Annotated in this window: 26 protein-coding genes; 15 read left to right on the top strand and 11 right to left on the bottom strand. The window is 60.7% G+C overall.

The features are described 5' to 3' along the window. Positions 1 to 12: 12 nt before the first annotated feature. From hycE to hycI, 5 genes are read left to right on the top strand one after another with little or no spacing between them, the layout of a single operon-like run. Positions 13 to 1,722, top strand: coding sequence for a formate hydrogenlyase subunit HycE (hycE, locus tag AA74_RS0110985; protein ID WP_025912384.1), 1,710 nt, complete (start codon positions 13 to 15; stop codon positions 1,720 to 1,722). A 9-nt stretch (positions 1,723 to 1,731) separates the two neighbouring features. Then, positions 1,732 to 2,274: a formate hydrogenlyase complex iron-sulfur subunit gene (locus AA74_RS0110980; protein ID WP_025912383.1), complete on the top strand. Its 543-nt coding sequence runs from the start codon at positions 1,732 to 1,734 to the stop codon at positions 2,272 to 2,274. Next, on the top strand, positions 2,274 to 3,041 hold the full coding sequence (locus AA74_RS0110975) for an NADH-quinone oxidoreductase subunit B family protein (protein ID WP_021241938.1): 768 nt from the start codon (positions 2,274 to 2,276) through the stop codon (positions 3,039 to 3,041). The genes AA74_RS0110980 and AA74_RS0110975 overlap by 1 nt, the downstream gene beginning before the upstream one ends. Further along, a complete protein-coding gene (locus tag AA74_RS0110970) occupies positions 3,038 to 3,448 on the top strand; it encodes a formate hydrogenlyase maturation HycH family protein (RefSeq protein ID WP_021241939.1) in 411 nt (136 codons plus the stop codon). Before AA74_RS0110975 ends, AA74_RS0110970 begins: the two co-directional genes overlap by 4 nt. Further along, positions 3,441 to 3,896 carry a hydrogenase maturation peptidase HycI gene (gene hycI, locus AA74_RS0110965; protein ID WP_025912382.1) on the top strand — a complete coding sequence of 152 codons (456 nt, stop codon included), beginning with the start codon at positions 3,441 to 3,443 and terminating at the stop codon, positions 3,894 to 3,896. The genes AA74_RS0110970 and hycI overlap by 8 nt, the downstream gene beginning before the upstream one ends. An 81-nt stretch (positions 3,897 to 3,977) precedes the next feature. On the opposite strand, the gene AA74_RS0110960 is transcribed toward hycI, so the two are convergent. Both AA74_RS0110960 and ascF read right to left on the bottom strand, forming a co-directional pair. Then, complete coding sequence (locus tag AA74_RS0110960; RefSeq protein ID WP_025912381.1) at positions 3,978 to 5,402, bottom strand: 6-phospho-beta-glucosidase; 1,425 nt, start codon at positions 5,400 to 5,402, stop codon at positions 3,978 to 3,980. An 18-nt stretch (positions 5,403 to 5,420) separates the two neighbouring features. Next, positions 5,421 to 6,872, bottom strand: coding sequence for a PTS cellobiose/arbutin/salicin transporter subunit IIBC (gene ascF, locus AA74_RS0110955; protein ID WP_025912380.1), 1,452 nt, complete (start codon positions 6,870 to 6,872; stop codon positions 5,421 to 5,423). Between the two features lie 212 nt (positions 6,873 to 7,084). Between ascF and AA74_RS0110950 the strand changes: the two genes are divergently transcribed. From AA74_RS0110950 to AA74_RS0110935, 4 genes are all read left to right on the top strand, one after another. Next, positions 7,085 to 8,098 carry a LacI family DNA-binding transcriptional regulator gene (locus tag AA74_RS0110950; RefSeq protein WP_023325960.1) on the top strand — a complete coding sequence of 338 codons (1,014 nt, stop codon included), beginning with the start codon at positions 7,085 to 7,087 and terminating at the stop codon, positions 8,096 to 8,098. A gap of 134 nt (positions 8,099 to 8,232) precedes the next feature. Beyond that, positions 8,233 to 8,778 carry an electron transport protein HydN gene (gene hydN, locus AA74_RS0110945; RefSeq protein WP_008499565.1) on the top strand — a complete coding sequence of 182 codons (546 nt, stop codon included), beginning with the start codon at positions 8,233 to 8,235 and terminating at the stop codon, positions 8,776 to 8,778. Between the two features lie 5 nt (positions 8,779 to 8,783). After that, on the top strand, positions 8,784 to 11,000 hold the full coding sequence (gene hypF, locus AA74_RS0110940) for a carbamoyltransferase HypF (protein ID WP_025912379.1): 2,217 nt from the start codon (positions 8,784 to 8,786) through the stop codon (positions 10,998 to 11,000). Position 11,001: 1 nt separating this feature from the next. Next, positions 11,002 to 12,024, top strand: coding sequence for a HoxN/HupN/NixA family nickel/cobalt transporter (locus tag AA74_RS0110935; RefSeq protein ID WP_021241944.1), 1,023 nt, complete (start codon positions 11,002 to 11,004; stop codon positions 12,022 to 12,024). An 81-nt stretch (positions 12,025 to 12,105) separates the two neighbouring features. Here the strand turns inward: AA74_RS0110935 and norW are convergent, their stop codons facing one another. Next, positions 12,106 to 13,239, bottom strand: a complete 1,134-nt coding sequence (norW, locus tag AA74_RS0110930) for an NADH:flavorubredoxin reductase NorW (RefSeq protein ID WP_025912378.1) — start codon at positions 13,237 to 13,239, stop codon at positions 12,106 to 12,108. Next, on the bottom strand, positions 13,236 to 14,678 hold the full coding sequence (gene norV, locus AA74_RS0110925) for an anaerobic nitric oxide reductase flavorubredoxin (RefSeq protein ID WP_008499561.1): 1,443 nt from the start codon (positions 14,676 to 14,678) through the stop codon (positions 13,236 to 13,238). Before norV ends, norW begins: the two co-directional genes overlap by 4 nt. 188 nt (positions 14,679 to 14,866) lie before the next feature. Here norV and norR point away from each other — a divergent pair, with 188 nt between their 5' ends. Beyond that, complete coding sequence (gene norR, locus AA74_RS0110920; RefSeq protein WP_025912377.1) at positions 14,867 to 16,378, top strand: nitric oxide reductase transcriptional regulator NorR; 1,512 nt, start codon at positions 14,867 to 14,869, stop codon at positions 16,376 to 16,378. Here norR and gutQ read toward each other — a convergent pair. The 7 genes from gutQ to srlA form a co-directional block, all read right to left on the bottom strand. Further along, positions 16,375 to 17,340, bottom strand: coding sequence for an arabinose-5-phosphate isomerase GutQ (gene gutQ / locus AA74_RS0110915; RefSeq protein ID WP_025912376.1), 966 nt, complete (start codon positions 17,338 to 17,340; stop codon positions 16,375 to 16,377). The genes norR and gutQ overlap by 4 nt on opposite strands. Then, positions 17,333 to 18,106, bottom strand: a complete 774-nt coding sequence (locus AA74_RS0110910; RefSeq protein ID WP_025912375.1) for a DNA-binding transcriptional repressor — start codon at positions 18,104 to 18,106, stop codon at positions 17,333 to 17,335. Before AA74_RS0110910 ends, gutQ begins: the two co-directional genes overlap by 8 nt. Before the next feature lie 63 nt (positions 18,107 to 18,169). Beyond that, positions 18,170 to 18,529: a transcriptional regulator GutM gene (gene gutM, locus AA74_RS0110905; protein ID WP_008499556.1), complete on the bottom strand. Its 360-nt coding sequence runs from the start codon at positions 18,527 to 18,529 to the stop codon at positions 18,170 to 18,172. A 92-nt stretch (positions 18,530 to 18,621) separates the two neighbouring features. Beyond that, positions 18,622 to 19,401, bottom strand: a complete 780-nt coding sequence (gene srlD / locus AA74_RS0110900; RefSeq protein ID WP_023294411.1) for a sorbitol-6-phosphate dehydrogenase — start codon at positions 19,399 to 19,401, stop codon at positions 18,622 to 18,624. Positions 19,402 to 19,415: 14 nt separating this feature from the next. Beyond that, positions 19,416 to 19,778 (bottom strand): PTS glucitol/sorbitol transporter subunit IIA, encoded by a 363-nt coding sequence (gene srlB, locus AA74_RS0110895; protein WP_008499554.1) that lies wholly within the window; start codon positions 19,776 to 19,778, stop codon positions 19,416 to 19,418. A gap of 12 nt (positions 19,779 to 19,790) precedes the next feature. Beyond that, on the bottom strand, positions 19,791 to 20,750 hold the full coding sequence (locus AA74_RS0110890) for a PTS glucitol/sorbitol transporter subunit IIB (RefSeq protein ID WP_023325954.1): 960 nt from the start codon (positions 20,748 to 20,750) through the stop codon (positions 19,791 to 19,793). Next, positions 20,747 to 21,310: a PTS glucitol/sorbitol transporter subunit IIC gene (gene srlA, locus AA74_RS0110885; RefSeq protein WP_023333189.1), complete on the bottom strand. Its 564-nt coding sequence runs from the start codon at positions 21,308 to 21,310 to the stop codon at positions 20,747 to 20,749. Before srlA ends, AA74_RS0110890 begins: the two co-directional genes overlap by 4 nt. 251 nt (positions 21,311 to 21,561) lie before the next feature. Here srlA and mltB point away from each other — a divergent pair, with 251 nt between their 5' ends. The 5 genes from mltB (at position 21,562) to pncC (ending at position 26,000) form a co-directional block, all read left to right on the top strand. Next, positions 21,562 to 22,662, top strand: a complete 1,101-nt coding sequence (gene mltB / locus AA74_RS0110880) for a lytic murein transglycosylase B (protein WP_008499552.1) — start codon at positions 21,562 to 21,564, stop codon at positions 22,660 to 22,662. Positions 22,663 to 22,962: 300 nt separating this feature from the next. Beyond that, entirely contained in the window at positions 22,963 to 23,616 is a 654-nt protein-coding gene (locus AA74_RS0110875; protein ID WP_023344785.1) for a metal ABC transporter ATP-binding protein, read from the top strand. Beyond that, the gene (locus tag AA74_RS0110870) at positions 23,613 to 24,473 is read left to right on the top strand and encodes a metal ABC transporter permease (protein WP_008499549.1); all 861 of its coding nucleotides are present in this window, start codon (positions 23,613 to 23,615) and stop codon (positions 24,471 to 24,473) included. The genes AA74_RS0110875 and AA74_RS0110870 overlap by 4 nt, the downstream gene beginning before the upstream one ends. Positions 24,474 to 24,487: 14 nt before the next feature. Then, positions 24,488 to 25,372: a metal ABC transporter substrate-binding protein gene (locus AA74_RS0110865; RefSeq protein ID WP_025912374.1), complete on the top strand. Its 885-nt coding sequence runs from the start codon at positions 24,488 to 24,490 to the stop codon at positions 25,370 to 25,372. A 130-nt stretch (positions 25,373 to 25,502) separates the two neighbouring features. Then, positions 25,503 to 26,000, top strand: coding sequence for a nicotinamide-nucleotide amidase (gene pncC / locus AA74_RS0110860; RefSeq protein WP_008499547.1), 498 nt, complete (start codon positions 25,503 to 25,505; stop codon positions 25,998 to 26,000). The last annotated feature ends 57 nt before the right edge of the window (positions 26,001 to 26,057 follow it).

Here is a 26,057-nt window from a genome sequence, read left to right as displayed (position 1 = left end):
AAGAGAGTATTTATGTCTGAAGAAAAGAAAGGTCAGCAGTATCTCGCCGCGTTGCATCAGGCTTTCCCGGGCGTGGTGCTGGAGGAGTCCTGGCAAACCAAAGACCAGATCACCGTCACCATTAAGGTGAACTATCTGCCGGAAGTGGTGGAGTTTCTCTACTACCAGCAGGGCGGCTGGCTGTCGGTGCTGTTCGGTAACGACGAGCGCCAGCTGTGCGGCAGTTACGCGGTGTACTACGTGATGTCGATGGAGCAGGGCGAGAAGTGCTGGATCACCGTGCGCGTCGAGGTCGACCCGAATAAACCGGAATACCCGTCCGTCACGCCGCGCGTGCCTGCCGCCGTCTGGGGCGAGCGTGAAGTGCGCGATATGTATGGCCTGGTGCCGGTTGGCCTGCCGGACGAGCGCCGTCTGGTGCTGCCGGACGACTGGCCGGACGAACTCTATCCGCTGCGCAAAGACAGCATGGACTACCGCCAGCGTCCGGCGCCGACTACCGACAGCGAAACCTACGAGTTCATCAACGAGCTGGGCAGCAAGAAGAATAACGTGGTGCCGATCGGCCCGCTGCACGTCACCTCTGACGAGCCGGGCCACTTCCGCCTGTTCGTTGACGGTGAAAACATTATCGACGCCGACTACCGCCTGTTCTACGTCCACCGCGGCATGGAGAAGCTGGCGGAGACCCGCATGGGCTACAACGAAGTGACGTTTCTTTCTGACCGCGTGTGCGGCATCTGCGGCTTCGCCCACAGCACCGCCTACACCACCTCGGTAGAGAACGGCATGGGGATCGTGGTGCCGGAACGCGCGCAGATGATCCGCGCCATCCTGCTTGAGGTGGAGCGCCTGCACTCGCACCTGCTGAACCTCGGCCTGGCCTGCCACTTCGTCGGCTTTGACTCCGGGTTTATGCAGTTCTTCCGCGTGCGTGAGGCGTCGATGAAGATGGCGGAGATCCTCACCGGGGCGCGCAAAACTTACGGTCTGAACCTGATCGGCGGGATCCGCCGCGACCTGCTGAAAAACGACATGATCCAGACCCGCCAGCTGGCGCAGCAGATGCGCCGCGACGTGCAGGAGCTGGTGGACATGCTGCTCAGCACGCCCAACATCGAGCAGCGCACCGTGGGCATCGGCCGTCTTGACCCGGAAATCGCCCGCGACTTCAGCAACGTCGGCCCGATGGTGCGCGCCAGCGGCCACGCCCGCGACACCCGCGCCGATCACCCGTTCGTCGGCTATGGCCTGCTGCCGATGACCGTGCACAGCGAGCAGGGCTGCGACGTCATTTCCCGCCTGAAGGTGCGCATCAACGAGGTGTTCACCGCGCTGAACATGATCGACTTCGGTCTGGACAACCTGCCGGGCGGCCCGCTGATGGTGGAGGGCTTCACCTACATTCCAAACCGCTTTGCCCTCGGCTTTGCCGAAGCGCCGCGCGGGGATGACATCCACTGGAGCATGACCGGCGACAACCAGAAGCTCTACCGCTGGCGCTGCCGTGCGGCGACCTATGCCAACTGGCCAACCCTGCGCTACATGCTGCGCGGCAACACGGTCTCCGACGCGCCGCTGATCATCGGCAGCCTCGACCCGTGCTACTCCTGCACCGACCGCATGACCGTCGTGGACGTGCGCAAGAAGAAAAGCCAGGTGGTGCCGTACAAAGAGCTTGAGCGCTACAGCATCGAGCGTAAGAACTCGCCGCTGAAATAAGGATTCGTCATGTTTACCTTTATCAAAAAAGTGATCAAAACCGGCACGCAGACCAGCCGCTATCCGCTGGAGCCGATGCCGGTCGACAAAAACTTTCGCGGCAAGCCGGAGCACAACCCGCAGCAGTGCATCGGCTGCGCGGCCTGCCTCAACGCCTGTCCGTCGAATGCCCTGACGGTGGAAACGGATCTCAAAACCGGCGAGCTGGCCTGGCAGTTTAACCTCGGGCGCTGCATCTTCTGCGGCCGCTGTGAGGAGGTCTGCCCGACGGTCGCCATTCGCCTGTCTCAGGAGTACGAGCTGGCGGTGTGGAAGAAAGAGGATTTCCTGCAGCAGTCGCGCTTTGACCTGTGCCACTGCCGGGTCTGCCAGCGCCCGTTCGCCGTGCAAAAAGAGATCGACTACGCCATCGCGCTGCTGCAGCACAACGGCGACGCGCGCGCGGAACACCACCGCGAAAGCTTCGAAACCTGCCCGGCGTGCAAGCGTCAGAAATGCCTGCTGCCGTCCGACCGCATTGATATCACCCGCCACATGAGAGAGGCCAGCTGATGGAAAACCTACTGGGCCCGCGCGACGCAAACGGCATTCCGGTGCCGATGACGGTGGACGAATCCATCGCCAGCATGAAGGCGTCGCTGCTGAAAAAAATCAAACGCTCGGCCTACGTCTACCGCGTGGACTGCGGCGGCTGCAACGGCTGCGAGATTGAGATCTTCGCTACGCTGTCGCCGCTGTTTGACGCCGAGCGCTTCGGCATCAAGGTGGTGCCGTCCCCGCGTCATGCGGACATCCTGCTGTTCACCGGGGCCGTCACCCGCGCCATGCGCTCGCCCGCGCTGCGCGCCTGGCAGTCCGCGCCGGACCCGAAAATTTGCATCTCGTACGGCGCCTGCGGCAACAGCGGCGGCATCTTCCATGACCTCTACTGCGTCTGGGGCGGCACCGACAAAATCGTGCCGGTGGACGTCTACATCCCGGGCTGCCCGCCGACGCCCGCCGCCACGCTGTACGGCTTCGCGATGGCGCTCGGCCTGCTGGAGCAGAAAATCCACGCCCGCGAGCCGGGCGAACTCGACAACCAGCCGGCCGCCATTCTGCACCCGGACATGGTGCAGCCGCTGCGGGTGAAGGTTGACCGCACGGCGCGCAGGCTGGCGGGGTACCGCTACGGGCGCCAGATTGCCGATGACTATCTGCGCCTGCTGAGCCAGGGCGACCATCAGGTGGCGCGCTGGCTGGAGGCGGAAAACGATCCGCGCCTCAATGAGATTGTGGCGAACCTGAACAGCATCGTCGATGAGGCGCGTATCCGATGAGTGAAACGGTGGTGTTCAGCCAGCTGAGCCGTAAGTTTATTGATGAGAACGATGCCACGCCGGATGCGGCGCAGCAGGTGGTCTATTACAGCCTGGCGATTGGGCATCACCTCGGGGTGATTGACTGCCTGGAGGCCGCGCTGAGCTGCCCCTGGCCGGAATACCTGGCGTGGATTGCCACGCTGGAGGAGGGCAGCACGGCGCGGCGCAAAATGGAAGGCGTGCCGAAGTACGGTGAGATCGTGATCGATGTGAACCACATTGCCATGCTCGCCAACGCCTTTGACGCGGCGCTGGGCAGGCAAACCCCGGAGCAGCAGACTTGGAGCAAAACGCTGCTCGGCATGCTGCATGATATTCATCAGGAGAGCGCCATCTACCTGATGGTGAGGAGATTACGTGACTGACGTTTTACTGTGTGTCGGCAACAGCATGATGGGCGACGACGGCGCGGGTCCGCTGCTCGCAGAGATGTGTGCCGCGAACCCGCAGGGCGACTGGGTGGTGATTGACGGCGGCAGCGCGCCGGAAAACGACGTGGTGGCCATCCGCGAGCTGCGCCCGGACAGGCTGTTAATCGTCGATGCCACCGATATGGGGCTCAACCCCGGCGAGATCCGCCTGATTGACCCGGACGACATCACCGAGATGTTTATGATGACCACCCACAATATGCCGCTGAACTACCTCGTGGATCAGATCAAAGGTGACGTGGGCGAGGTGCTGTTTTTGGGCATTCAGCCGGACATTGTCGGGTTTTATTACCCGATGACGCCGCCGGTGAAAGAGGCGGTGGACGTGGTGTATTCACGGCTAGCGGGATGGGTTGGGAACGGAGGGTTTTCTCAGCTCTGAGCAGCGCCCGGTGGCGCTACGCTTACCGGGCCTACGGTTTTGTAGGCCGGGTAAGGCGAAGCCGCCACCCGGCAAAACAGGCTACGCCAGATCCGCCCCGTTACTCGCAATCACCTTCTTATACCATCCGAACGATTTCTTGCGTTTGCGCTCCAGCGTGCCGTTCCCGGCGTCGTCGCGGTCGACGTACACAAACCCGTAACGCTTGCTCATCTCCCCCGTCGAGGCCGAGACAAGGTCAATGCAGCCCCAGGTGGTGTAGCCCATCAGCGGTACGCCGTCCTCAATCGCGTCGCCCATCGCGCGGATATGCTCGCGCAGGTAGCTGATGCGGTAGTCGTCGTTGATCTCGCCATTTTCATCGATGACGTCCTTCGCGCCGAGGCCGTTTTCCACCAGGAACAGCGGCTTCTGGTAGCGGTCGTACATCATGTTCATGGTGATGCGCAGCCCGAGCGGGTCGATGCCCCAGCCCCATTCGCTCACCTGAATGTGAGGGTTGCGCAGGGACTTCACGATGTTCGCCGCGCTGGTGTTGCCCGCGTTCATGTCCGCCGAGGCGCAGCGCGAGGCGTAGTAGCTAAACGACACAAAGTCGACGGTATTTTTCAGCAGTTCGTCATCGCCCGGATCTTTAACAATCACCACGCCTTTCTCGCGGAACACGCGGGCAGAGTAGGCCGGGTAGCTTCCGCGCGCCTGCACGTCGATAAAGAACAGGTTCTCGCGGTCTTTCTCCAGCGCCATCCATACGTCTTCCGGCTTGCAGGAGTAGGGGTAGAAGTTACCGCCCGCCAGCATGCAGCCGACCTGGTTTTCCGGGTTTACCTCGTGGGCAATTTTGGTCGCCAGCGCGCTCGCCACCAGCTCGTAGTGCGCGGCCTGGTATTTCACCTGGTCTTCGTTTTCGCCTTCCTCAAACACCAGTCCCGCCCCGGAGAACGGGCTGTGCAGCATAATGTTGATTTCGTTGAAGGTCAGCCAGTATTTCACCAGCCCGTTAAATTCTTCGAAGCAGGTGCGGGCGTAGCGGGCGAAGAAATCGACCATCTTGCGGTTGCGCCAGGAGCCGTACTCCGTCACCAGGTGCATCGGCACGTCAAAGTGGCAGAGGGTCACCAGCGGCTCGATGTTGTACTTTTTGCACTCCTCGAACACCGCGCGGTAAAAGGCAATGCCTTCTTTGTTCGGCAGCGGCTCGTCGCCGTTCGGATAGAGGCGGCTCCAGGCGATCGAGGTGCGGAACACCGTAAAGCCCATCTCCGCCATCAGGGCGATGTCCTCTTTATAGCGATGGTAAAAATCAATCGCCTCGTGGCTCGGGTAGAACTCGTCGTCACGCAGCGAGAAACGCTTTTCCTTACCGAGCTTCACTGCCAGGCGATTCGCGCCGTGGGGGATCATATCGACCGTCGTCAGCCCTTTGCCGCCTTCACGGTAAGCCCCTTCGCTCTGGTTGGCGGCAAGCGCGCCGCCCCATAAAAATCCTTGTGGAAAAACAGACATTCTTACCTCGCTTTCAATTTATGCTTTTGCTGCGTTGTTCTGTACCGGTGCGGTCTGCAGGGCGCGCGCTTTTTCAGCCTCGTCTTCGACCGGAATATCCTCAAAGCCCAGTATCAGGGTCAGAATAAACGACAGCACCACTGCCAGACCCATCACGCCAAACACCCAGACGATGGTCATCGGGTTGGCCGGGTCGAAGAACTGCACGCTGGTGAACAGCCCCGGTGCCGCCATCGAATGGCTGGCAAGACCGGCTATGCCCGCCACCGCGCCGCAGATAAAGCCGCTGATCAGGCTGGCAATCAGCGGGCGTTTCAGACGGATCGCGACGCCGTACAGGGCCGGTTCAGAGATCCCCGCCATGATGGCGGAGGCCGCCGCCGCCAGCGCCGTCTGGCGCAGCTCCGGGTTTTTCGTTTTCCACGCCACCGCCAGCGACGAACCGCCGAGCGACAGGTTGGCGCCAATTTCCGACGGCATGACCATCCCTTCCTTGCCCGTTTCGGCAATGGTCTGAATGATGGTCGGCGTAAAGACGCGGTGCATCCCGGTCATCACCAGCAGCGGCCACAATGCGCCCATGATCGCCACGGAGAGCCAGCCCAGGTAGCCGTGAATGGTGTAGACCAGCGCGGAGATGGCGCTACCGATCCAGATCCCCAGCGGGCCAATCAGCACGATGGCGAGCGGGGCGGCAATCAGCACGATCAGCATCGGCTTGAGGAAGTTTTTCGTCACCGCCGGGGTGATGCGATCCACCCAGCGTTCGATGTACGACAGGCACCAGGTCATCACCAGCGCGGGGATGACGGTGTAGGTGTATTTCACCGCCGTCACCGGGATAAAGGCGAACTCAACGTGCTCGCCCTGCGCGGCTTTCGCCATCAGCTCGATAAAGCTCGGGTGCACCAGCACGCCCGCAATGGCTATCGCCAGCGACATGTTGGTTTTGAATTTTACCGCCGCCGAGGCCGCCACCATCAGCGGCAGGAAGAAGAACGCGCCGTCGCCGATGACGGTCAAAATGGTGAGCGTCGGTGCGCCTTTGGGCAGCACGCCGGTCATCTCGAGGATCATCGCCAGCAGCTTGACCATCGAGCCGCCGATGATCGCCGGGATCAGCGGGGACATGGTGCCGATCAGCGCGTCGAGGATCCCGGCGCCAATGCGGCGTAACGTCAGCTTTTGCGGGCCTTCCGGCACCGCGGGCTGCAGGTCAGCGGGCAGCAGGCTTACCACCTCGCGGTACGCCTGAGAGACGGTATTGCCAATAATCACCTGGCACTGGTTGTCGTTACGCACCACGCCGAGCACGCCGCTGATGCTTTTCAGGCGCGCGGCGTCGGTGAGGGTTTCGTCTTTCAGAGCGAAACGCAGTCGCGTCATGCAGTGGGTGACGGCGACGATGTTCTCTTTGCCGCCCAGCGCGCTGATAACGTCGTTCGCCAGCGCAGCGTAATTTTTGGCCATCGGATGTGATCCTGTTATCGTTGTGTGAAATGTAGGAAACCGGTTCCACATAATCATCATGAGTTTTTATGAATGAAACAAGATCGCTTTTTGACCATTTTTTCGTTTCGTGATGAATGTCGCAATGAGGTGCCGAAAGCGTGATGTCGCCGCTGCGACAATTTTTCTGCAGTGCAGTACACTGCCCGCATGAGTTTCGGATGGAAAAAAACATGACCACGATGCTGGAAGTGGCGAAGCGGGCAGGCGTTTCGAAAGCGACGGTGTCCCGGGTGCTGTCGGGTAATGGCTACGTCAGCCAGGAGACCAAAGACCGGGTGTTTCAGGCCATTGAAGAGAGCGGCTATCGCCCAAATTTGCTGGCGCGCAACCTGGCGACCAAACGCACCCAGACGCTGGGCCTGGTGGTGACGAACACCCTTTATCACGGCGTCTACTTTAGCGAACTGCTGTTTCACGCCGCGCGCATGACCGAAGAGAAAGGGCGACAGCTGATCCTCGCGGACGGCAAGCACAGCGCCGATGAGGAGCGCGAGGCGATCCAGTATCTGCTGGATATGCGCTGCGACGCGGTGATCATCTATCCGCGTTTTCTGAGCGTGGATGAGATGGATGCGATCGTCGAGAAGTGCGAGCAGCCCATTATGGTGCTCAACCGCCGCCTGCGAAAAAACAGCAGCCACAGCGTCTGGTCCGATCATAAAGCCTCCAGCCAGGACGCGGTGTCACAGCTGATTGCGAAAGGGCATCGGGAGATCGCCTTTATCACCGGCTCGATGGATTCCCCCACCGGGGTCGAGCGTCTCTCCGGCTACAAGGACGCGCTGGCGCAGCACGGTATTCCGCTGCGCGAGGGGCTGATCGCGCAGGGGAAGTGGAACCCCGCCAGCGGCGCGGCGGCGGTGTCCGACCTGCTTGCGCGCGGCGAACGCTTTACGGCGCTGGTGGCGAGCAATGACGATATGGCCATCGGTGCCCTGAAGCAGCTGCACGACAGCGGCGTGGCCACGCCGGACGCGGTGTCGGTGATCGGTTTCGACGATGTGGCCATCGCGCCCTACATCGTGCCGTCGCTCTCCAGCGTACGCATTCCGGTAACGGAGATGATTCAGGAGACCATCAGCCGCCTGATCTTCATGCTCGACGGCGGCGAGTTTAAATATCAGCAAACCTTCTCCGGCGAGCTTGTCCTGCGCGACTCGGTTATTGACGGCCCACACCGCTGATGTCGACAGCTGTCATCGTCATAAGTGACGATGACAGCGCCGCTGCGATTTTTAAAGTTCTATAAAATCAATGCGTTAATTATTGGCACGGTTTATGAATATCTCCGCGCATAACTGTAATGCTGGAGAAGCAGATGAACCGTTTTATTATGGCCGATGCCAGTAAGTGTATTGGTTGCCGTACCTGTGAAGTGGCGTGCGTGGTTTCCCATCAGGCGGAGCAGGACTGTGCGTCGCTCACCCCTGACACCTTCCTGCCGCGCATCCACGTCATCAAAGGCGTGAATATCTCCACCGCCGCCATCTGTCGCCAGTGCGAAGACGCTCCGTGCGCGAACGTCTGCCCGAACGGGGCGATTAAACGCGAGAAAGGCTTTGTGCACGTGATGCAGGAGCGCTGCATTGGCTGCAAAACCTGCGTGGTTGCCTGCCCGTATGGCGCGATGGAGGTGGTGGTCCGTCCGGTGGTGCGCAACAGCGGCATGGGGCTGAGCGTGCGGGCGGAGAAAGCCGAAGCCAACAAGTGCGACCTGTGCTACCACCGTGAGGCCGGCCCGGCCTGTATGGAAGCCTGCCCGACGCACGCGCTGGTCTGCGTGGATCGCGACAAGCTTGAGCAGATGAGCGCCGAAAAGCGCCGTCGCGCGGCGTTCGACACCTCGTCATCACTGCTATTCTGAACCGTATGAGCAGCAACGGCGTTCAGCTGCGGGTGCGCGGCAAGGTGCAGGGCGTGGGGTTTCGTCCCTTCGTCTGGCAGCTGGCGCAGGCGCTTCAGCTGACCGGTGACGTCTGCAATGACGGAGAGGGCGTGCTGGTGCGCCTCGCGGGTAATGGGGGGGCCTTTACCGCGAGGCTGCATCAGGACTGCCCGCCGCTGGCACGCATTGATCGCGTGGAAACGCAGCCGTTTACCTGGGCGCACGTGCCGGAGGACTTTACCATCCGCCACAGCGGGGCCGGGACGATGGACACCCAGATTGTCCCCGATGCCGCGACCTGCCCGGCGTGTCTGGCTGAGATGTGCGACCCACGCGAACGCCGCTATCGCTATCCGTTTATCAACTGCACCCACTGCGGGCCGCGGTTTACCATTATCCGCGCGATGCCCTATGACCGTCCGGCCACGGCAATGGCGCCGTTCCCGCTCTGCGGGCCGTGTGAAGCAGAGTACCGTAATCCTGCCGACCGCCGTTTTCACGCCCAGCCGGTCGCCTGCCCGGACTGCGGACCCGCGCTGGCGTGGCGTGCGGGCGACATGACCGCTGAGCGCGAGGCTGCGCTGCGCGCGGCGGTAGCGATGCTGAAAAGCGGCGGTATTGTTGCGGTTAAAAGTCTGGGCGGCTTTCACCTCGTCTGCGATGCGCGTAACCCGCAGGCGGTCGCAACGCTTCGGTCACGCAAGCAGCGCCCGTCGAAGCCGCTGGCGGTAATGATCCCGCATGCGGATGACCTGCCGGAGACGGTTCAGGCGCTGCTACGCTCACCCGCCGCACCTATTGTACTCACGCCAAAAGCCTGGCTGCCCGCGCTCCCGGAAGGTATCGCACCCGGTCTGGATTCCGTGGGCATCATGCTTCCTGCGAACCCGCTGCAGCATCTTCTGATGATGGACTGTCAGCGCCCGCTGGTGATGACCTCCGGCAACCTCAGCGGCAGACCACCTGCCGTCACCATCCGCCAGGCACTGGATGAGCTCAGCGGCATCGCGGACGGTTTCCTGCTGCATAACCGCGATATCCTGCAGCGGATGGACGATTCGGTGATGGATCGGGACGGTGCGATGCTGCGCCGCGCGCGCGGCTTTGTGCCGGATGCCATCACGCTGCCTGCCGGGTTCGACAATATCCCCGCCATGCTGTGCACCGGGGCGGAGATGAAAAACACCTTCTGCCTGGTGCGTGGGAACCAGGCGGTGCTGAGCCAGCATTTTGGCGATCTCGGTGACGAGGGTGTGGAAGCGCAGTGGCGTTCCGCGCTGTCGGTGATGCAGGACATTTACGCCTTTCAGCCGACGCGCGTGGTGTGCGATGCCCATCCGGGGTATCGCGCTCGCCAGTGGGCGCAGGCGCAGGCGTTGCCCCTTGAAGAGGTACACCACCATCACGCTCACGCGGCGGCGTGCATGGCCGAAAACGGCTGGCCGCGCGAGGGCGGAGACGTTATCGCCCTGACGCTGGACGGGATCGGCATGGGGGAAAACGGCGCGCTGTGGGGCGGAGAGTGCCTGCGGGTCAGCTATCTCGAATACGCGCATCTGGGTGGCCTGCCTGCCGTTGCGCTGCCGGGTGGCGATCTGGCGGCGCGGCAGCCGTGGCGCAATCTGCTCGCCCACTGTCTGGCGTTTGTGCCTGACTGGCAGCAGTACCCGGAAACCCACGCGGTACAGCGCCAGAACTGGCCGCTGCTGGCGACGGCGATCCAGCGTGGCCTCAACGCGCCGCGGGCCTCGTCCTGCGGTCGCCTGTTTGATGCAGTCGCCTGCGCGCTGGGTATCGAAACCCAATCCTGGGAAGGTGAGGCCGCCTGCCGGCTGGAAGCCCTGGCATCGCAGTGCGCGGGTGTCGACCATCCGGTGACGCTGATAGTGGATAACCTCGCGCTTTTCTGGCAGCAGTGGCTGAGCTGGCAGGCGGAGCCCTGCGCGCGCGCCTGGGCGTTTCACGACGCGCTGGCAAAAGGGCTGGCGCAGCTCGCCGCGTTTCACGCCCGGCGCCTGTCGCTGTCGACAATCTGCCTCAGCGGCGGGGTATTACACAACCGTCTGCTGCGCGCGCGTCTGCGTCATTATCTTTCTGACTTTACGCTTCTTTTTCCTTCGCGCCTGCCCGCAGGTGACGGAGCGATCTCCTTCGGGCAGGCGGTGGTCGCCGCAGCCCGGTCATGTTTACAAAGGACTTAAAATGTTACGACTGTTACGCAATGAACCTCGCGCCGCGCTTCTGCTGCTGGCTCTGGTAATGGCAAACCTGCTGGCCTGGGGATGGGCATGGCACACCTTTAGCGGCAGCACGGCGCTGATGGCGGCAAGCCTGCTGGCGTGGTGCTACGGACTGCGTCACGCGGTGGACGCTGACCACATTGCCGCCATTGATACCGTGACGCGTAAGATGATGCAGCAGGGCAAACGCCCGTCCGGCGTGGGGGCGTGGTTCTCGCTGGGCCACTCCACCATCGTGGTGCTGGCCTCCATTGCCATCGCCGCTACCGCCACGGCGTTTCAGAAGAACATGGCGTGGTTCCACGAAACCGGCAGCCTGATTGGCACCGCCGTTTCCGCGACCTTCCTGCTGGCGATGGCGCTGGTGAATATGGTGATCCTGCGCGGCGTTTGGCGCAGTTTTCAGGCGCTAAAACGCGGCAGGCCGGTGCAGGACGACATCACGCTACCGGCTCAGGGCGGGGTGATGAACTGGCTGTTCGGCAAGACCTTCCGCCTCGTCAATAAAAGCTGGCAGATGTACCTGGTCGGTTTCCTGTTCGGTCTCGGCTTTGATACGGCCACCGAGATCGGCGTGCTGGGGATCTCTGCCGCCAGCGCGTCCAGCGGAATGTCGGTGTGGTCAATCATGATCTTCCCGGCACTCTTCGCCAGCGGCATGGCGCTGGTGGATACCCTCGACAACCTGCTGATGGTGGGTGCCTACGGCTGGGCGTTTAACAAACCGCAGCGCAAGCTTTACTACAACATGACCATCACCGGCACCTCCGTGGTGGTGGCGCTGTTTATCGGCGGGCTGGAAGCGCTGGGTCTGCTGATGGATAAATTTGCCCTCAGCGGCGGCCTCTGGGATCTGATTGGCGCGGTAAACGACAATCTGGGCAACGCCGGGTTTGTCGTCGTGGGTCTGTTTGTCGCCTGCTGGCTGATCTCGATGGCGAATTACCGCTGGCGCGGCTACGACGCGCTGGTGGTACGTTCCTGAACGACCCAGTCCGGTGGCGCTACGCTTGCACGGGTCTGCATGTAGGCCGGGTAAGCGGAGCGCCACCCGGCAACAGGAGGGTTAAGCAGGGAGCGATTTCAGCAGGGCGAAGGCCTCTTTCATCCTGTCCTCACTGACGACAAAGGCGCGCATCTGACCGTCGGTATCGGTGCCGCGCGCCACCATGCCCTGCGGCGAAAGGGCAATCTGCCAGTCCAGATCCTGACGCTGCGTTTCGCCTGCGAGATGCAGCGGTAATTCCGGCGTTTTTACCTTCACCAGCATGGCGGGTAATTTCACCGGAGCGTTGCCCCCGAGCAGGTTTTTCGCCAGGCACATGGCGCTTAACTGAATCGGTTGCAGGAACGGCAGCACCTGGCCGTTAATTTCCGCGCAGTCGCCCAGGGCATACATGTCCGGCTGGGTGGTTTGCAGGTAGCTGTTAACCTTCACGCCGCGGTTAATTTCGGCGCCTGCGCGGTGCGCCAGCGCCGTTTCCGGGCGCAACCCCGTCGCCGCAATCACCACATCCACCTCCACGCTGCGGCTGCGGTCGAGCGTTGCACGTATGCCGCTGCCGGTTTTGCTCAGGCTCTGCAGCTGCGATTTCAGCAGCAGATGGACGCCCATGTCGGTCAGACGATGCTGTAAGCGGCTGCTCACTTCAGCGGGCATCAGCGCTGACAGAATGCTCGCCGCGTGGTCGACCAGGGTCACGGATTTTCCCGCCCGGCAGAAGTCCATCGCCAGCTCGGTACCGATCAGACCGCCGCCGACAATCATCACCCGCGTGGCGTCGCGAAGCTCTGTTTCGCTGGCCTGATACGCCTGCTGGCTGTTGAGCGTGACCATCAGCTCGCGGCCCTCAACCGGCGGCACAAACGCAGAGGCACCCGTCGCCAGCACCAGCTTGTCGTAGTGCCAGGTTTTATCTTTCGCTTTCACCAGACGGGCGTTGGCGTCGATATCGGTAACCCAGGTGTACGGAAACAGACGCAGGTTAAACTGTTCTGCGAACGCCCCCGCCGTCTGGCGGGTGAGATCGTCTGCGCGCTGGTTCTGGCTAATGACGTGGCTTAAATCAGGCTTGTTGTACTCGTCCATGCTGTCGGCGGCGATCAGCGTCAGCGGCACGTTAGCGTCCTGCTTGCGGATATTTTTCACCAGCTGGCGGGCGGCAAAGCCCGAGCCGATAATGACGATACCGTGGCTCATTTTGCCTCCGTTGCCAGTTCATCAAAGACGTCTTTCCCGAGGGAACATTCCGGGCAGAGGAAATTGTCCGGCACCTCACTCCACGGCGTGCCCGGGGCGACATCCTGCAGCGGCTCGCCCCGTTCCGGGTCGTAAATCCACTGGCACACGCTGCACTGCATGCAAGGACCGAGGTCGGCAGCGGCGGCTTCAGCTACGGCTTCCGGCGCAACCGCCGCGGCGGGGGCGGTTTCCGGCAGCGGTGCGAGCGCCCACTGACGGGCAATGTCGCGGCCGTGCTGGCGGCAGATTTCCAGGGCGTCGATATCCGGCCGCCATTTCGCTTTCAGGCTCATCGACATCTCAAACCCTGCATCCTGTAAACGGGTGGAAAGGCGGTCGACCGCACCGCCGCTCCAGCCGTGGGAGCCAAAGGCGCTGGCGCGCTTGTTGCGAAAACGCAGGCCGGTCATCTCTTCGACCAGGCCGGCAATCTTCGGCATCATCACGTTGTTCATGGTGGAGGTGCCCACCAGCACGCCCTTGGAGCGGAAGACGTTGGTGAGGATCTCGTTTTTATCGCTGCGCGCCACGTTGAAGATTTTCACCGCCACGTTCGGGTCCACTTCGTTGATGCCCTGGGCAATGGCGTCCGCCATCATGCGGGTGTTGTTGGACATGGTGTCGTAGAAGATCGTGATGCGATCTTCCTGATAATCCGCCGCCCACTTCAGGTACAGCTCCACGATCTGGGTGGGGTTTTCACGCCACACCACGCCGTGGGAGGTGGCAATCATCTCCACCGGCAGGTTAAAGCCGAGGATCTCGGTGATTTTAGGCGTCACCAGACGGCTGAACGGGGTGAGGATGTTGGCGTAGTAGCGCTGGCACTGTTCGAACAGCTCGGTCTGATCCACCTCGTCGTTGAACAGACGTTCGTCGCAGTAGTGCTGGCCGAAGGCGTCGTTGCTGAACAGCACCGCGTCGCCGGTCATGTAGGTCATCATGCTGTCCGGCCAGTGCAGCATGGGCGTTTCCACGAAGATCAGCTGCTTGCCGTTGCCGATATCCAGCGCATCGCCGGTTTTCACGGTGTGGAAGTTCCACTCCGGATGGTGGTGGTGGCCGTTGATCGAGTCGATGGCGTTGGTGGTGCAGTAGATCGGGGTGTCCGGAATATACGACATCAGCTCGGTCAGGGCCCCGGCGTGATCCTCCTCCGCGTGGTTGATGATGATGTAGTCGATGGCGTTCAGATCGATTTCGCCGCGCAGGTTCTGCACGAACTCGCGGCTGAACTTGTGATCGACGGTATCGATCAGCACATTTTTACCTTCACGAATGAGATAGCTGTTGTAGCTGCTGCCGCGCAGCGTTTTATATTCCGTCCCGTGGAAATCGCGCACTTCCCAGTCACGTTGACCCACCCAATGAATGTTATTTTTAACCAGAATAGACATAGCAAACCTCAGCGTAATATCGCGTTTTTCAAATAGGATGGTTTGCTTATATCAATCCGCGTGCCAACTTTTAAAATATTGATTTTTATAGGTTAACAATTTGATGATCCGAAATGGGTAGTCATTATGACTATTAAAAACAGTGTCACTATGACAACATGCATTGTCAAAATGACAGCGAGGCAGAGATGAGCTTTTCCGTAGACGTGCTGGCGAAAATCGCCATTGAACTGCAAACCGGTATTGGTCATCAGGACCGCTTCCAGCGGCTGATCTCCACGCTGCGCCACGTGCTGGCGTGCGACGCCTCGGCGCTGCTGCGCTACGAGGGGCGGCAGTTTATTCCCCTGGCCATCGACGGCCTGGCGAAGGACGTGCTCGGGCGGCGCTTTACCCTTGAAGGCCATCCGCGTCTGGAGACCATCGCCCGCGCGGGTGACGTGGTGCGTTTCCCGGCGGACAGCGATCTGCCCGACCCGTACGACGGGCTGATTCCAGGCCAGGAGAGCCTGAAGGTGCACGCCTGTATTGGCCTGCCGCTGTTTGCCGGGCAGAATCTGATTGGGGCGCTGACCCTCGACGGCCTGTCGCCGGACCAGTTCGATACCTTCAGCGATGAGGAGCTTCGCCTGATTGCCGCCCTGGCCGCCGGGGCGCTGAACAATGCGCTGCTGATTGAACAGCTGGAGAGTCAGAATATTTCTCCCGGCAGCCCGGCGGCGTTTGAGCAGGTGACGCACACGGAGATGATTGGCCTCTCGCCGGGCATGGCGCAGCTCAAAAAAGAGATTGAGATTGTTGCCGCGTCCGATTTGAACGTGCTGATCTTCGGGGAGACCGGCACCGGTAAGGAGCTGGTAGCGAAGTCGATTCACGAAGCGTCGCCGCGCGCGGTCAATCCGCTGGTGTACCTCAACTGCGCCGCGCTGCCGGAAAGCGTGGCGGAAAGCGAATTGTTTGGTCACGTCAAAGGGGCGTTTACCGGCGCCATCAGCAACCGCAGCGGCAAGTTCGAAATGGCCGATAACGGCACGCTGTTTCTGGATGAAATTGGCGAGCTCTCTCTGTCGCTCCAGGCCAAACTTCTGCGCGTATTACAGTACGGCGATATCCAGCGCGTGGGGGATGACCGCAGTCACAGAGTGGATGTGCGCGTGCTGGCGGCGACCAACCGCGACCTGCGTGAGGCGGTGCTGGCCGGGCAGTTTCGCGCCGACCTGTACCACCGCCTGAGCGTGTTTCCGCTTACCGTGCCGCCGCTGCGCGAGCGCGGGGACGACGTGGTGCTGCTGGCGGGTTATTTCTGCGAGCAGTGCCGTCTCAGGATGGGGCTTTCCCGCGTGGTGTTAAGCCCGGGGGCGAGGGCGCATCTGCTGAGCTACGGCTGGCCGGGCAACGTGCGCGAGCTGGAGCACGCGATTCACCGCGCGGTGGTGCTGGCGCGAGCGACGCGTTCGGGTGATGAAGTGGTTATACATGCCCGGCATTTTGCGCAGCATGATGAAATTGCGTCTATTGCGCAGGCTGTACCAGAGAGAGCGAATGAAAATCTGCGTGACGCGACAGAGGCGTTTCAGCGTCAGATGATTACCCGCGCGCTGGAGCAGAACAACCACAACTGGGCGGCGTGCGCCCGGGCGCTGGAGATGGACGTCGCCAACCTGCACCGGCTGGCGAAGCGTCTCGGGCTGAAGGGTTAGATAATCCCGGCCTGATAGAAATCCTGCAGGTTGATGGCACCGCACAGCCTGCCGGTGTCATCCACCACCGGTGCGGCGGTGATTTTGCGCTTCATCAGCACCTCTTTGGCTTCAATGGCGCGGCTCTCGGCGTTCAGCGTCAGCCCGCCCTGGGTCATGGCGTCCGACACGTCTGTTTCCAGCTTACCGCCGCCCACCAGCCAGCGGCGCAGGTCGCCGTCAGTGAACACGCCTTTGACGTACCCGTCGTCATCGCACACCGCAACCAGCCCCAGACCGGTGCGGCTGAGCTCCAGCATCGCGTCCATGACGCTGGTATCGAGTTTGACCTGCGGAATAGCATCGTCGGTGCGCATCAGGTGGTGAACCTTGTTGAGCAGGCGTGCCCCGAGCGCCCCCGCCGGATGCGAGCGGGCGAAATCTTCTTCGTTAAACCCACGCGCCTGCATCACCGCCATCGCCAGCGCGTCGCCCATCATCAGGGTATTCACGGTGCTGGAGGTGGGGGCGAGGTGCATCGGACAGGCTTCACGCTCAACGGAAATATCCAGCGTTGCCTTGGCGGCCAGCGCCAGGGGCGAGCGGGATTTCCCGGTCATCGCCAGCAGGGCGACCGATTTTTCCTGCAGACGTGGAATAATCAGGTCCAGCTCTTTCGCCGAACCGGAGTAGGAGATAAACAGCATCACGTCGCGGCTTTCAATCATTCCCAGATCGCCGTGCAGCGCTTCGGCAGGGTGCACGAAGAACGCCGGGGTGCCGGTGCTGGCCAGCGTCGCGGCAATCTTTTTGCCGATATGGCCGGATTTACCGATGCCCGCCACGATCACTTTGCCTTCGCAGTGGATAATAGTGTTGGCGGCACGGACAAAATCCTCGCCCAGACGTTCCGGCAGGCGGCTGGCTTCCTGCAGTTCCAGCATCAGCGTCTGGCGGCCCGTTTCTAACAGAAAATCACTCATCTCTCTCTCCGGTTACGATCACGTCGATGCCTTTCTCTTCCAGCGCTTTCCTGAACGCCGGATCGATACCCGCGTCGGTAATCAGCTTGTCGACGCTTTCCAGGCTACAGACAATGTTGGGGCTTTTGCGGCCAAACTTCGACGAGTCTGCCATCAGAATCACTTCCCGCGCGGCGTTGCACATGGCTTTACTGACGCTGAACACTTCGTTGAACGTCGTGACGCCCGCGTTCAGATCGATGCCGTCGGTGCCCATAAACAGCTTATCGAAGCTGAAGTGGTCGAAGGCATTCTCCGCCAGCTGCCCGTGAAACGACGCCGATTTTTTACGGAAGGTGCCGCCGGGCATCAGGATGGTCTGCTCGCTGTCGAACTCTGACAGGGCATTGACGATGTGCAGGCTGTTGGTCATCACCGTGATGTTGTTAAAGCGGCTGAGCAGGGGGATCATCTGCAGGACGGTACTGCCTGCATCCAGAATGATCGAGTCGCCATCGTGGATAAATTTAACGGCGGCTTCGGCAATCAGCGCTTTCTGGTGGGTGTTGATCAGCGTTTTGTGGTCGATAGGCGGGTCCGCTTCGTCTTTATTGAGCACCACGCCGCCGTAGGTTCGAATGACGGCGCCAGAGTTTTCGAGCAATACGAGGTCCTTGCGTATCGTCGTGCCGGTGGTGTCAAAGTAGTGGGCCAGATCCTCCACCGAGCATTTTCCCTGTTTTTGCAGATACTCAAGAATGGCCGCCTGCCGCTGACGAGGTTTCATAGGCGCTTCGTTCCTTAGGTTGCGAAATGATAATTTCGCAAGTCTATATCTTTCACAACGAAATTATCCATGTTTCAGATTAAGCGCTAATGATAGTGCATTCTGACAAAGTGGATCATGGGGAAAGATCACATCGGGCTGCAATTCCTGCAGCGAAATGCCGTTGATTGCCTGGATTTTCACCGGACGGGCAAAGACGGTCATGCCGCGCATGATGAGGGAATCGCAGACCTTGTTGTTTTCATCCAGCGCAACAGCCACGACGACCCGCGGCTTGAAACGTCCACCGGAACGCCCGACGCCCACGCGGCCTTTCTGGCACAGGGCGTCAAACGCGCGGTTAAACCGATGGATTTGCCAGCCGCCAAACGCCATCTGGCAGAGCCAGGCGAGGGCGGCGACGGTAATGAGTGCGGTGACCATATCGGCTCCTTTAATTGCCGGGTGGCGGCTGCGCCTTACCCGGCCTACGGGGATTGTTGCCCCGGTAAGCGCAGCGCCACCGGGGAATGAACTCAGAACATCACCTGCCCACCGGTGACGTTAATTGACTGTCCGGTGCAGTACGAGGCTTTCGGGCTGGCGTAAAACAGCAGCATGTTCAGCACGTCCTGATAGTCGCACCCGCGCTTGAGCGGCACTTTATCGATGTAGTACTGCTCCACTTCTTCCGCTTTAATACCGAGCTTGGTGGCGTACTGCGGCAGCAGGGACTGAAACATCGGCGATTTCAGCAGATTGCCCAGCATCAGCGAGTGGACGGTAATGCCGTATTCGGCCAGATCCAGCGCCAGAGACTGCGTCAGCCCCACGCCGCCAAACTTCGCCGCGCTGTAGCCGGAATTGTGCTTGCTGCCCACTTTCCCCGATTTTGAGTTGATCTGAATGATGCGCCCCTGAATGCCGTCGCGGATCATCAGACGGGAAAACTCGCGGGCGCAGAGGAAATAGCCCACCAGATTGACCTGCAGCGAGCGGTCAAAATCCCCCAGCTCGAAATCGCTGATAAAGGCCGCTTTCGCAATGCCGGCGCTGTAGACCAGCAGGTCGGTACGGCCAAAAATCTCGTCCACGCCGCGGGCCAGCGCCATCACGCTCTGCTCGCTGGTGGCGTCGGCGCCAAACCCGTACGCCATTCCTTCACCAAACTCGGTGTTGATGGTGTCCGCCACGCGGGCGGCTTTTTCACTCTGAATGTCCACTACCGCCACGCGGTAACCCTCAGCGGCAAGCCCACGGCAGAGGAACTCGCCTAAGGTTTGTCCCCCACCAATGACAACGGCAACCTGACTCATGTCTATCTCCTTAATTATGCAACAAATTTTAACGTGCAGCCTGGGGTAACGGCCTGCGGAACCGGGCCCGCTACGTGAACCGTGCCGGGATATTCCGCCTGCGGCTGGCCGTCGAAACGCAGGGTGATGTGGCCCAGCTCGCGCAGGTTTTGTTCAGCGACGTCGCCGACGGCGGTCACGGCATAGCGCGCCTCGCCCAGCTCCAGCTGGCTCCCGGCCTTTAGCTCACCGTTCAGCTCGCCGTGGCAGTGGATGAAGCAAAACTCTTCGATATCCGCAGGCGCCCCTTCGCGAAAGGTGATCAGCATCTGGTCGCTCAGCGCATCCGCCGCGCTCTGGCCGATGCGGGTAATGGTGGTCTGGTAAATCACGGTCATGGCAGGAACCTCTTATTGATAAATAAAGCCGGAGACAAACCAGGCAATCAGCACCGTCGGCGCGCCCGTCAGGAAGCGGCTGACCAGCACGGACGGCACGCCCACGCGCACGGTGTCCTGGCGCGCTTCGGCCAGCGACAGCCCCACAGGGATAAAGTCGCACGCCGCCTGGGCGTTAATGGCAAACAGGGCGGGCAGGGCGAGGTGCGGGGGAATGTTCCCCAGACCAATCTGCACGCCAATCAGCACGCCGATGACCTGAGCAATCACCGCGCCCGGGCCGAGGAACGGCGACAGCAGCGGGAAGGAGCAGATCAGCGCCAGCGTGACCAGCCCGAGCGGGTGGCTGGCGAGCGGGGCGAGGCCATGTGCAATCCAGTCGCCCAGGCCGGAGGCCATGATGATGCCGATCAGCGCCGAGACGAACGCCATAAACGGCAGGATGGTCTTCAGCACCGTGTCGATGGTGTCGCGCCCGGACTGGAACAGCACCGCCACGGCGGACCCCATGCCCATCCCGACCTTCGCCAGCAGGCCGTCGCTCTGCTCGGTAATTTTCTTGCTGGTGTCGTACTCGCGCGGGGCCGATTTTTGCGGTGCAGACGTCCCCTTCACCAGGGTGATGTTGTCTTCCTTCACGCCTGAGACATAAATATCTTCAACGATGTACTGCGCCAGCGGGCCGGATTTCCCGGTGGAGTGAATATTTACCGTCGGAATGCGGCGCTTCGGATAGATGCCGCAGCGCAGCGTGCCGCCGCAGTCGATCACCGCCACGCCAATTTCCGCTTCCGGCGGTTCGCCTTCCTTGAAGCCGTCGACCGCTTCCCAGCCGGTCAGATCGCGCAACGTGTCGACGATCGCCGGGCGCGTGCCCGCGGTGATGTACACAATCTTTTTGCCTTCGGTGGCGTCGAACTCCAGCGGGCCGCCCCAGCCGCCCGTGCCTTTCTCAATGCGGATCCGGTTCATGCTGTTGCTCCTGAAAGATGGACTTTCTGTTCAAGCTGGATGCCCATTTTTTTCTCGAAAATAGCGGTGGTGAGGTCGGTCACCCAGCCGCGGAAGAAGTTGGTCACCAGACCGACCAGCAGGTAGCTCACCGCCAGCGGGCCGAGCGGCAGGCCAAGCGTGGTAAGGCCGCTGGCGATCCCGAGATAAACAAACAGCTCGCCGGGGTTGATGTGCGGGAACAGGCCGTTCATGGAATGGCAGCTGTAGGAGGCGGCGGCGTAATAGCTCGGCTTGTACTTCTCTGGCATAAAGCGGCCGAGGCTTAAGGTCATCGGGTTGCAGAACACGAAGGTGCCGATGAAGGGTAAAACCAGGTAGCGGGACAGCGGGTTTCCGGCGCAGCGCTGGGCGAAGCGCTCAATGCGCTGCTGGCCGATAAAGTTAATCAGCGCGTTCATGATCACCAGCAGGCTGATCAGCAGGGGCAGGATCCCGGTCACCATGCCGGTGAACACTTCTCCGCCTTTCTGAAACAGCCCGATGAACCACTCGGCGCCGTGGGTGATGGTTTCTATCATTCTTCTCTCCTGTAGGGCGTTTGTTTTTGTCTATCTGTGGCTAATAATAATCACTTTGAAAGGTTTTAAAGTGTTAGTTAGATCTCACAATGAAAGAAAAATGGATTATTTTGAAAGATAATTGACGTGGTGAATGATTTTCGGGGGAAAAAAGCACGGATTTGCGTTGGGGAGGTGCGTACCGCTTCCTTGAGGTGTTGCGGATGCTTTACCATACTGGGTTCTTATCGAACCCGTTAAATGGATGTCTCATGTTCAAGCGTCGTTATGCAGCGCTGTTGCCTGCGCTTATTCTGCTGTCTGCCTGTAGTAGCAAACCTAAGACCGAAGCCGTTCAGCAAACGGCGGGCGCGCCTTCCGGAGGATTCCTGCTGGAGCCGCAGCACAATATGATGCAGATGGGCGGCGACTTCGCGAATAACCCGGCGGCCGAGCAGTTCATCGATAAAATGGTGAGCAAGCACGGCTTTGACAGACAGCAGCTGCACGAAATTTTGTCTCAGGCCAAGCGTCTGGACTACGTGCTGCGCCTGATGGACAGACAGGCGCCGACGGCCCAGGTGCCGAGCGGGCCAAACGGGGCGTGGCTGCGCTATCGCAAACAGTTCATTACCCCGGACAACGTGCAAAACGGCGTGGCGTTCTGGAATCAGTATGAAGATGCGCTTAACCGCGCGTGGCAGGTGTACGGCGTGCCGCCTGAAATTATCGTCGGGATTATCGGCGTGGAAACCCGCTGGGGCCGCGTGATGGGCAAAACCCGCATTCTGGATGCGCTGGCGACGCTCTCCTTTAACTACCCGCGCCGCGCGGAGTATTTCTCTTCCGAGCTGGAAACCTTCCTGCTGATGGCGCGTAACGAACAGGACGATCCGCTCGATCTGAAAGGGTCGTTTGCCGGCGCGATGGGCTACGGCCAGTTTATGCCGTCCTCCTATAAGCAGTATGCCGTCGACTTTAACGGAGATGGCCATATCAACCTGTGGGATCCGGTCGATGCCATCGGCAGCGTGGCGAACTACTTCAAAGCGCACGGCTGGGTGCCGGGTGGCCAGGTGGCGGTGCAGGCGAACGGTCAGGCGCCGGGGCTGGAAAACGGCTTCAAAACCAACTACAGCATTTCGCAGCTGTCCGCGGCAGGCCTAACGCCAACGCAGCCGCTGGGCAATGCACAGCAGGCGAGTCTGCTGCGTCTCGATGTCGGAACGGGCTATCAGTACTGGTACGGGCTGCCGAACTTCTACACCATCACCCGCTATAACCACAGCACCCACTATGCGATGGCCGTGTGGCAGCTGGGGCTGGCGGTATCGCAGGCCCGCGTGCCGGCGGCGTCACCGTTTAGTCAGTAAGTTACCCCGACGGGTAGGCCGGGTAAGGCAACGCCGCCACCCGGCATGGCTGCGCGCACGGTGCGGCCTGTTGCCCTCTCCCATAGGAGAGGGCGTTTTGCAGAAACATTTCGCCACACTCCCTTTTCAACCCTGCCATTTACATCCTAATCACCTTTCATTATTGTTATGTTATAACATTTAAATTGGTGCCGAGATGTCAACGTCCCTTTTCTCTCTTTCTGCGCCGGTTCGGCTTTTGCTGGCGCTGGTGCTTATCGTCTTTCTCGGCCTGGCCGTGCGCTGGGCGGTGGCATTGCCATGATCGTGATGAATGAACTGGTTGCGGGTTACGACCACCAGCCCGTCACGCGTGCGCTTTCGGGCGTCATTGAACGCGGCAGCATGACCGCCATTGTTGGGGCCAACGGCTGCGGCAAATCCACGCTGCTGAAAACGCTCGCCGGTTTTATCCCACCCGTAAGCGGCGGTTTTCGCTGGCAGGGGAAGCGCCCGGTGATTGGCTGGCTGGCACAGCGTCACGCGCTGGAGGCGCAGTTTCCGCTGACCGTTCGCGATGTCGTCAGCATGGGCTGCTGGCCGGGCATTTCGCTGCTTTCCGGGTTTCGTCGCGAAACGCGGTTGCGCATTGCCAGCGCGCTTGAGCGGGTCGGGCTGGCATCCATGGCGTTATCCACCATTGATGAGCTCTCCGGCGGTCAGTTCCAGCGCATGCTGTTTGCCCGCGTCCTGGTACAGCAGGCGCCGCTGGTGATGCTGGACGAGCCCTTTACCGGCATCGATGAAGCCACCTGTAACGTGCTGATGGATGTGATGCTGGAGATGTATATGCAGGGGCAAACGCTGCTCGCGGTACTGCACGACAGCGAGCGCGTGTCGCGCCACTTCCCGCAGACGTTGCGGCTGGATGCTGACGTGCCTCAGTGGAAAACCGAGCGGGTGAGGGTGGCATGATCTGGCACACATTCTTCCAGCCGTTCATCGAGTACGGCTTTATGCGCCGCGCGCTGGTGGTTTGCCTGGCGCTTTCTATCAGCACCACCGCGCTCGGCGTATTCCTCCAGCTGCGCCGGATGAGCCTGATGGGCGATGCCCTTTCTCACGCTATTTTGCCGGGCGTCGCCGTGGGATACCTGCTCAGCGGCCTGTCGCTGCTGGCAATGAGTATCGGCGGTTTTGTCGCGGGCATTACCGTGGCGCTGCTGGCCGGTCTGGTCAGCCGACGCACGCCGCTTAAGGAAGATGCCAGCTTTGCCGGATTTTATCTTGGCTCACTGGCGCTGGGGGTCACGCTGGTATCGCTTCGTGGGTCGAATGTCGATCTGCTGCATCTGCTGTTTGGCTCCATCCTCGCCGTGGACAACGACGCCGCGCTGTTTGTCACAGGCGTGTGCATGTTCACTCTCATCGTGCTGGCGATGTTTTATCGCGGCCTGGTTACCGAAGCGTTTGACACCGCCTGGCTACAGGTGAACGCCCGCTGGCTGCCCGGCCTGCTGCACGGACTGTTTCTGGCGCTGCTGGTTCTTAACCTGGTGGCCGGTTTTCAGGTGCTCGGCACGCTGATGGCCGTCGGTCTGATGATGCTGCCAGCCGTGGCGGCACGCTGCTGGGTACGCACGCTACCGGCGTTACTACTGATGGCGGGCATCAGCGGTATTGTCTGCGCATGGCTGGGGTTGAGCCTCTCCTGGGCGATGAGTCTCCCGGCCGGGCCATCCATTGTGCTCACCGCCAGCGCGCAGTTCTTTATTTCCATTTTATTGGGTACGCGAAGCAGGCTCGCTGGCAGTCTGCGGGCGTATTTTTAACGCAAGGGGAAACGATGAAACGTACAGGACTAGTAGTGGCAGTGGCGCTCGCGCTGGGGATGATGTCGCAGGCCGTGATGGCGAAAACGCTGAATGTGGTCACCAGCTTCTCGATACTGGGGGACATCACCCAGGAGGTGGGCGGCGATCATGTGAAGGTGACGACGCTGGTGGGGCCGGACGGCGATCCGCATACCTTCGAACCGTCGCCGAAGGACAGCGCGGCGCTGAGCAAGGCCGATGTGGTGGTGGTGAACGGTCTGGGGCTGGAGGGCTGGCTTGACCGCCTGGTGAAAGCCTCCGGGTTCAAAGGGCAACTGGTCATCGCCTCAACAGGCGTGAAAACGCACACGCTTGAGGAAGATGGAAAGACCGTGACCGATCCGCACGCGTGGAACAGCGCGGCGAACGGGGCGTTATATGCACAAAATATTCTTAACGGGCTGGTGAAAGCCGATCCGCAGGACAAAGCCGCGCTGGAAGCCTCCGGTAAACCCTATATCACGCAGCTCAACCTGCTGGACAGCTGGGCCAAAACGCGCTTTAGCCAGATCCCGCAGGCGAAGCGCAAGGTGCTGACCAGCCATGACGCCTTCGGCTATTTCAGCCGCGCTTATGGCGTAACCTTCATGGCACCTCAAGGACTCTCTTCAGAGAGCGAGGCCAGCGCGGCGCAGGTTGCTGAGATCATCAATCAGATCAAAGCCGACGGCGTAAAAACCTGGTTTATGGAAAACCAGCTCGATCCGCGTCTGGTGAAGCAGATTGCCTCGGCGACGGGCGCGCAGCCAGGGGGAGAACTTTACCCGGAGGCCTTGTCGGCAAAAGGCGGCGTGGCAGACACCTACGTCAAGGCGTTCCGCCACAATGTGAATACCCTCGCCGACAGCATGAAATAACCTCTTCCACAGCCGGTGCGTTTGCACCGGCTTTTTTCTGAAGCCCCCTCGTAAAACCTGAAGCGCATCCCCACATCTGACGAGAAAGTGCTATCTTGTGCAGCACGTTTTTCTGATGCCTGGAGCGAGAATGACTGACCATGAATTGATGCAGCTTAGCGAGATCGTTGGCCTGGCGCTTAAGCAGCGTGGGGCGACAATGACCACCGCGGAATCCTGCACCGGCGGCTGGGTGGCGAAAGTGATTACCGATATTGCCGGCAGTTCCGCCTGGTTTGAACGCGGTTTTGTGACCTACAGTAACGAAGCTAAGGCACAAATGATTGGCGTGCGTGAAGCTACGCTGGAACAGCATGGCGCGGTCAGCGAACCGGTGGTCATTGAAATGGCCATTGGCGCGCTCAAGGCGGCGCGGGCAGATTACGCGATTTCCATTAGCGGCATCGCGGGGCCGGACGGCGGCAGCGACGTGAAGCCTGTTGGCACCGTCTGGTTTGGGTTTGCCACGTCTAAAGGGGAAGGGATCACCCGCCGGGAGTGCTTCAGCGGCGATCGCGAAAGCGTGCGCCGTCAGGCAACGGAATATGCGTTAAAAACGCTCTGGCAACAATTTCTACAAAACACTTGATACTGTATGACCATACAGTATAATTGCACCAACAGAACAGAAATCCACGGTGAAGCA

It is taken from the genome of Enterobacter sp. 5-4 (genome assembly GCF_000612205.1).
GTDB lineage: Bacteria > Pseudomonadota > Gammaproteobacteria > Enterobacterales > Enterobacteriaceae > Enterobacter > Enterobacter roggenkampii.
The sequence above is the reverse complement of the archived record's forward strand: the minus strand, read 5'-3'. Positions and strand labels throughout refer to the sequence as shown.

What these genes read in the sequence shown, in the direction of transcription:
- hypF (WP_025912379.1), top strand. Translation starts at nt 8,784, where the DNA reads ATGAGCAGCAACGGCGTTCAGCTGCGGGTGCGCGGCAAGGTGCAGGGC.
- srlB (WP_008499554.1), bottom strand. Translation starts at nt 19,778, where the DNA reads ATGACCGTGATTTACCAGACCACCATTACCCGCATCGGCCAGAGCGCG.
- AA74_RS0110870 (WP_008499549.1), top strand. Translation starts at nt 23,613, where the DNA reads ATGATCTGGCACACATTCTTCCAGCCGTTCATCGAGTACGGCTTTATG.
- mltB (WP_008499552.1), top strand. Translation starts at nt 21,562, where the DNA reads ATGTTCAAGCGTCGTTATGCAGCGCTGTTGCCTGCGCTTATTCTGCTG.
- hycE (WP_025912384.1), top strand. Translation starts at nt 13, where the DNA reads ATGTCTGAAGAAAAGAAAGGTCAGCAGTATCTCGCCGCGTTGCATCAG.
- srlD (WP_023294411.1), bottom strand. Translation starts at nt 19,401, where the DNA reads ATGAGTCAGGTTGCCGTTGTCATTGGTGGGGGACAAACCTTAGGCGAG.
- AA74_RS0110980 (WP_025912383.1), top strand. Translation starts at nt 1,732, where the DNA reads ATGTTTACCTTTATCAAAAAAGTGATCAAAACCGGCACGCAGACCAGC.
- AA74_RS0110865 (WP_025912374.1), top strand. Translation starts at nt 24,488, where the DNA reads ATGAAACGTACAGGACTAGTAGTGGCAGTGGCGCTCGCGCTGGGGATG.
- pncC (WP_008499547.1), top strand. Translation starts at nt 25,503, where the DNA reads ATGACTGACCATGAATTGATGCAGCTTAGCGAGATCGTTGGCCTGGCG.
- AA74_RS0110890 (WP_023325954.1), bottom strand. Translation starts at nt 20,750, where the DNA reads ATGAACCGGATCCGCATTGAGAAAGGCACGGGCGGCTGGGGCGGCCCG.
- hydN (WP_008499565.1), top strand. Translation starts at nt 8,233, where the DNA reads ATGAACCGTTTTATTATGGCCGATGCCAGTAAGTGTATTGGTTGCCGT.
- AA74_RS0110935 (WP_021241944.1), top strand. Translation starts at nt 11,002, where the DNA reads ATGTTACGACTGTTACGCAATGAACCTCGCGCCGCGCTTCTGCTGCTG.
- AA74_RS0110950 (WP_023325960.1), top strand. Translation starts at nt 7,085, where the DNA reads ATGACCACGATGCTGGAAGTGGCGAAGCGGGCAGGCGTTTCGAAAGCG.
- AA74_RS0110975 (WP_021241938.1), top strand. Translation starts at nt 2,274, where the DNA reads ATGGAAAACCTACTGGGCCCGCGCGACGCAAACGGCATTCCGGTGCCG.
- norV (WP_008499561.1), bottom strand. Translation starts at nt 14,678, where the DNA reads ATGTCTATTCTGGTTAAAAATAACATTCATTGGGTGGGTCAACGTGAC.
- norW (WP_025912378.1), bottom strand. Translation starts at nt 13,239, where the DNA reads ATGAGCCACGGTATCGTCATTATCGGCTCGGGCTTTGCCGCCCGCCAG.
- ascF (WP_025912380.1), bottom strand. Translation starts at nt 6,872, where the DNA reads ATGGCCAAAAATTACGCTGCGCTGGCGAACGACGTTATCAGCGCGCTG.
- AA74_RS0110875 (WP_023344785.1), top strand. Translation starts at nt 22,963, where the DNA reads ATGATCGTGATGAATGAACTGGTTGCGGGTTACGACCACCAGCCCGTC.
- AA74_RS0110910 (WP_025912375.1), bottom strand. Translation starts at nt 18,106, where the DNA reads ATGAAACCTCGTCAGCGGCAGGCGGCCATTCTTGAGTATCTGCAAAAA.
- gutQ (WP_025912376.1), bottom strand. Translation starts at nt 17,340, where the DNA reads ATGAGTGATTTTCTGTTAGAAACGGGCCGCCAGACGCTGATGCTGGAA.
- AA74_RS0110960 (WP_025912381.1), bottom strand. Translation starts at nt 5,402, where the DNA reads ATGTCTGTTTTTCCACAAGGATTTTTATGGGGCGGCGCGCTTGCCGCC.
- srlA (WP_023333189.1), bottom strand. Translation starts at nt 21,310, where the DNA reads ATGATAGAAACCATCACCCACGGCGCCGAGTGGTTCATCGGGCTGTTT.
- AA74_RS0110970 (WP_021241939.1), top strand. Translation starts at nt 3,038, where the DNA reads ATGAGTGAAACGGTGGTGTTCAGCCAGCTGAGCCGTAAGTTTATTGAT.
- norR (WP_025912377.1), top strand. Translation starts at nt 14,867, where the DNA reads ATGAGCTTTTCCGTAGACGTGCTGGCGAAAATCGCCATTGAACTGCAA.
- gutM (WP_008499556.1), bottom strand. Translation starts at nt 18,529, where the DNA reads ATGGTCACCGCACTCATTACCGTCGCCGCCCTCGCCTGGCTCTGCCAG.